This window comes from Pseudomonas sp. NPDC085632 (assembly GCF_044541255.1).
Lineage (GTDB): Bacteria > Pseudomonadota > Gammaproteobacteria > Pseudomonadales > Pseudomonadaceae > Aquipseudomonas.
In genome coordinates, this window is the sequence record NZ_JBITSX010000093.1 from 1 (window position 1) to 4,938 (window position 4,938).

A 4,938-nucleotide genomic window follows, 5' to 3' on the forward strand; every position below is an offset into this window, starting at 1 on the left:
ACGGTGTTGGCGTAGAACGTACTTTCCAGACCTACTCTCCGCAGGCGCAGTTCGAATGCATTGCTGTTAAACTTCGCGGTGACGTACGTAAAGCCAAGCTGTACTACCTGCGCGACCTGTCGGGTAAAGCAGCTCGCATCAAGGAAAAACTGGCTTAAGTCCAGCTTCCGATGCAGAAAAAAGCAGCCTACGGGCTGCTTTTTTGTTGCCCGAAATTCCTCCCATTCCCCCTGTAGGAGCTGCCGAAGGCTGCGATCTTTTGATCTTGCTTTGCTTGGCACCCGAATACACGAGCAGCAATTGCCATGACCCCCCGCGACCAGGAAATCGAACGCCGCACCGAACTCTCGGTGACCCGCGTGACCAAAGCCGTCTTCCCGCCGACCACCAACCACCACAACACCCTGTTCGGTGGCACTGCGCTGGCATGGATGGACGAAGTGTCGTTCATCACCGCCACACGCTTCTGCCGCTTGCCACTGGTGACCGTGTCCACCGACCGTATCGACTTCAACCACGCGATCCCGGCCGGTTCCATCGTTGAATTGGTAGGGAAGGTGATCAAGGTCGGCAATACCAGCCTCAAGGTCGAGGTGGAAGTGTTTGTCGAAAGCATGAGTTGTGATGGTCGCGAGAAGGCGATTCATGGGCAGTTCAGCTTTGTCGCCATTGATGATGACAAGCGACCGGTGCCAGTGCTGCCAGGCTTTGCGGCCTGATCTGATACCGCGTCGCGTCCTTCGCGAGCAGGCTCGCTCCCACAGTGAACGGGTGAACACAACATTTGTGTCCGACACAGAACCTGTGGGAGCGAGCCTGCTCGCGAAGGCGTCAGCTCAGGCGCTGGAAGTCTCCGGCTGAATCAATGCCAGAAGCGTCCATCCCGCCCCAGGCTTCACCGCCGTCTCCGGCGTCACCACATGCACCCAACCGCTGTCATCACGCATGAACAGCAGCGTGGCGCGATTACCATGCAGCGCCCGGTAATCCTCCCAGCCAAAGCCATCCGTCAATGTTGTGCTGTACAGTTCGGCACCCTGACCCATCTGGCTGGCCAGTTTCGCGTAGGTATACGCCTCGCTGCCCAACTGATTGCCGCGATGCTCAAGGCTGGCACGGTGCTTGTCGCTGCGCCGGCTCTCATGACCACTGGCCAGACCAAACAAGCGCTGATGACCAAAATCATGACGAAAGCGCATCGCGGCCAAGGTATTCAGCTCACCCGACGGCGACAGCGCCAGCAAATGCCCCAGCCCGACCAGATCCAGATGCGCATCGGCGTGCTGCGAAGCCGGATTGCCGAAGTAGGTCGGCAAACCTTCCATGCGCGCCGCACGAATATTTTCCCAACTCGAATCGGTCAGCAGCACCCGACTGCCCAATTGTTGCAGCGACTTGCCCAGCTCCCGCGCGGGGCCGTTGGCGCCGACGATCAGGAAGCCACTCGGCGCAGGCTCCGCGACTTTCAGCAGTCGCGCCAACGGCCGTGCCGTCGCACTTTGCAGGACCACCGTGCCGATGATCACCGCAAAGGTCAGCGGTACCAGCAGCAACGCACCTTCGTGTCCGGCCTCATGCAGACGAATCGCAAAAATCGCCGAAACCGCCGCCGCAACAATCCCCCGTGGCGCGATCCAGCACAGCAACGCACGCTCACGCCAGCTCAGGCTGGAGCCCGCCGTACTGAGCAGCACGTTCAGCGGCCGGGCGATCAATTGAATCACCAGCAGCAGAATCAGCACCAGCGGCCCCAGTCCGATCAACGCGTACAAATCCAGGCGCGCCGCCAACAAGATGAACAACCCGGAAATCAGCAGCACGCTGAGGTTTTCCTTGAAGTGCAGGATGTGCCGTACATCCACGCCCTTCATGTTCGCCAGCCACATGCCCATCAGCGTCACGGCCAGCAGGCCGGACTCGTGCATCACCTCGTTGGACGCGATGAAAATCCCCAGCACCGCCGCCAGCGAGGCGAGGTTATGCAAGTACTCCGGCAGCCATTGCCGGCGGATCACCGTGCCGAGCAGCCAGCCACCGATAATGCCGAACACCGCGCCGCACAGAATCACGCCACCAAAGGTGAGCAGGCTCTGCTTGAGACCATGACCTTCAGCGCTGGCGATGATGAAGCTGTAAACCACCACGGCGAGGAGGGCGCCGATCGGGTCGATGACGATGCCTTCCCAGCGCAGAATGTTGGCGATCGAGGCTTTCGGTCGCACCACCCGCAGCATTGGTACGATCACCGTCGGACCGGTGACCAGCGTCAGGCTGCCAAACAGGATGGCCAGCATCCAGTCGAAACCGAGCAGATAGTGGGTGGCGACCGCGATAACCACCCAGGTCGAGAGCGCGCCAATGGTCACCAGGCGATGAACGACGCTGCCGATTTCCTTCCACTCCGACAAGTGCAGGGTCAGGCTGCCCTCGAACAGAATCAGCGCCACCGCCAGTGACACCAGCGGCATCAGCAACGGCCCGAACATTTCCTGTGGATCGAGCCAGCCCAGCACCGGGCCGACCAGAATTCCCGTCAGCAACAAAAACAGAATGGCCGGCAGCTTCAGGCGCCAGGCCAGCCATTGGCAACCCAGCGCCGCCGCGCCAATCCCGCCAAATGCCAAAAGTATTTGCTGCTCGTTCATTGATGCTCCCTGTTCCTTGAAATAGCGGGCTATGAAAGACTAGCGCCCATTCCTACAGTTCACTCTACATTTGCGCGTCGGCCTCAAGGTCGCGTGTCTTGAGCGCCCATGCCTGCCATCGACCATCCACTGATTGACCAATTCCTCGACGCCTTATGGCTGGAGAAAGGCCTGTCCGACAACACGCGCGGCGCTTATCGCAGCGATCTGGCGCTGTTCAATGGCTGGTTGCAGGAGAAAAACCTTGAGCTGATCAACGCCGGTCGCGAACTGATCCTCGATCATCTGGCCTGGCGGCTGGAGCAGAATTACAAACCGCGTTCCACCGCGAGATTTCTCTCCGGTGTGCGTGGCTTTTATCGCTATTTGCTGCGGGAAAAGATCATCAGTGTCGACCCGACGTTGCGCGTCGACATGCCGCAACTCGGTAGGCCGTTGCCCAAATCCCTGTCGGAAGCCGACGTTGAGGCGCTGCTCAAGGCACCGGACCTGAGTGAAGCGATCGGCCAGCGTGACCGCGCCATGCTTGAAGTATTGTATGCCTGCGGTCTGCGGGTTACCGAACTGGTGAGCCTGACACTGGAGCAGGTCAATTTGCGCCAGGGCGTATTGCGGGTGATGGGCAAGGGCAGCAAGGAACGGCTGGTGCCGATGGGCGAGGAGGCGATTGTCTGGATCGAGCGTTATATGCGTGATGGCCGTGGCGAGCTGCTCGGCGGCCGGCCAAGTGATGTGCTGTTCCCGAGTCAGCGGGGTGAGCAGATGACCCGCCAGACCTTCTGGCACCGGATCAAGCATCAGGCCAAGGTAGCGGGCATAGGCAAGTCGTTGTCGCCGCACACCTTGCGTCACGCGTTTGCCACACACCTGCTCAACCACGGCGCGGATTTGCGCGTGGTGCAGATGCTGCTCGGCCACAGCGACCTGTCCACCACGCAAATCTACACCCACGTCGCCCGGGCCCGCCTGCAAGATCTGCACGCCAAACACCACCCAAGGGGCTAACCACGCATCTCCCCTGTAGGAGCTGCCGCAGGCTGCGATCTTTTGATTCTGTTTTTAAGATCAAGATCAAAAGATCGCAGCCTTCGGCAGCTCCTACATAAAGCGGTGTGAGCTATGGCGACAGGCGCATTCGGCCACCGTGGCCTTATGTGTTAGGCTTTGCCGGTTTGCACGATGGACGGTTATGACCCGGTGTTCCGGCACGGGCGTTCTGATCGTTTCATTTGTCCGCCTTCAGGAGTTCTCATGCGTCTGACCCAGATTTTCGCCGCCGCAGCCATTGCGTTGGTCAGTACCTTTGCCGTCGCCGATGACGCGGCCGACAAAGCCATTCGTCAAAGCCTGGAAAAACTCGAACTCGAGGTTCCGGTAGAAAGCATCAGCGCCAGCCCGTTGCCGGGCATGTACGAAGTCAAACTCAAAGGCAGCCGCGTGCTCTATGCCAGCGCCGACGGCCAGTACATCGTTCAGGGTTACCTGTTCCAGCTCAAGGACGGCAAACCGGTCAATCTGACCGAGAAGACCGAACGCCTGGGCATCTCGAAACTGATCAATGCCATTCCGGTTGCCGAAACCGTGGTCTACCCGGCCGTGGGCGAAACCAAATCGCACATCACCGTGTTCACCGACACCACCTGCCCTTACTGCCACAAACTGCACGCCGAAGTGCCTGAGCTGAACAAGCGCGGCATCGAAGTGCGCTATGTCGCTTTCCCGCGTCAGGGTTTGAACTCGCCGGGCGATGAGCAACTGCAAGCCGTGTGGTGCTCGAAAGACAAAAAAGCCGCCATGGACAAAATGGTCGATGGCAAGGAAATCAAGGCCGCCAAGTGCGATAACCCGGTTTCCAAACAGTTCGCCCTCGGTCAGTCGATCGGCGTGAATGGCACACCGGCCATCGTTTTGGCCGACGGACAAGTGATTCCGGGCTACCAGCCTGCGCCACAAGTCGCCAAACTGGCGCTGGGCGCGAAGTAAATTCGCATCGTCACGGTCAGCCGTGACGACCATGGCCTGGCAGCAGCATCGCCGGGCCATTAATAGAGAGCCGCGAGCACGCGGTTGTTTTCCGGCCGACCCCGCGTCGGCCGTTTTATGGGGAGTTCACAGTGAATCCGGTCAAAGTAGGCATCTGTGGGTTAGGGACCGTCGGTGGCGGTACCTTCAACGTACTTCAGCGCAACGCCGAGGAAATTGCTCGTCGTGCCGGGCGAGGAATCGAACTGGCACAAATTGCCAAGCGCACGCCAAAGCCTCAGATCAAGACGACAGGTATTGCGATTAAGAA

5 protein-coding genes and 1 pseudogene are annotated in these 4,938 nt (G+C 59.6%); 5 read left to right on the forward strand and 1 reads right to left on the reverse strand.

Going from position 1 to position 4,938, the window contains the following annotated elements; all coding sequences use genetic code 11:
- Both ACIF4X_RS28930 and ACIF4X_RS28935 read left to right on the forward strand, forming a co-directional pair.
- On the forward strand, positions 1 to 158 hold a 158-nt coding region (locus ACIF4X_RS28930), incomplete at its 5' end, for a 50S ribosomal protein L19 (RefSeq protein ID WP_397484668.1).
- Between the two features lie 147 nt (positions 159 to 305).
- Positions 306 to 719, forward strand: coding sequence for an acyl-CoA thioesterase (locus ACIF4X_RS28935; RefSeq protein WP_042557826.1), 414 nt, complete (start codon positions 306 to 308; stop codon positions 717 to 719).
- Between the two features lie 117 nt (positions 720 to 836).
- Here the strand turns inward: ACIF4X_RS28935 and ACIF4X_RS28940 are convergent, their stop codons facing one another.
- Positions 837 to 2,645: a cation:proton antiporter gene (locus tag ACIF4X_RS28940; RefSeq protein ID WP_397484666.1), complete on the reverse strand. Its 1,809-nt coding sequence runs from the start codon at positions 2,643 to 2,645 to the stop codon at positions 837 to 839.
- 108 nt (positions 2,646 to 2,753) lie between these two features.
- Here ACIF4X_RS28940 and xerD point away from each other — a divergent pair, with 108 nt between their 5' ends.
- The 3 genes and pseudogenes from xerD to ACIF4X_RS28955 all read left to right on the forward strand — a co-directional run.
- The gene (gene xerD, locus ACIF4X_RS28945) at positions 2,754 to 3,650 is read left to right on the forward strand and encodes a site-specific tyrosine recombinase XerD (RefSeq protein ID WP_397484667.1); all 897 of its coding nucleotides are present in this window, start codon (positions 2,754 to 2,756) and stop codon (positions 3,648 to 3,650) included.
- 246 nt (positions 3,651 to 3,896) lie between these two features.
- Positions 3,897 to 4,628, forward strand: coding sequence for a bifunctional protein-disulfide isomerase/oxidoreductase DsbC (dsbC, locus tag ACIF4X_RS28950; protein WP_007908974.1), 732 nt, complete (start codon positions 3,897 to 3,899; stop codon positions 4,626 to 4,628).
- A gap of 131 nt (positions 4,629 to 4,759) precedes the next feature.
- A pseudogene (locus tag ACIF4X_RS28955) lies at positions 4,760 to 4,938 on the forward strand (homoserine dehydrogenase); the annotation flags it as partial.

Coding starts and splice junctions, on each gene's coding strand:
- ACIF4X_RS28935 (WP_042557826.1), top strand. CDS start 306: ATGACCCCCCGCGACCAGGAAATCGAACGCCGCACCGAACTCTCGGTG.
- ACIF4X_RS28940 (WP_397484666.1), bottom strand. CDS start 2,645: ATGAACGAGCAGCAAATACTTTTGGCATTTGGCGGGATTGGCGCGGCG.
- dsbC (WP_007908974.1), top strand. CDS start 3,897: ATGCGTCTGACCCAGATTTTCGCCGCCGCAGCCATTGCGTTGGTCAGT.
- xerD (WP_397484667.1), top strand. CDS start 2,754: ATGCCTGCCATCGACCATCCACTGATTGACCAATTCCTCGACGCCTTA.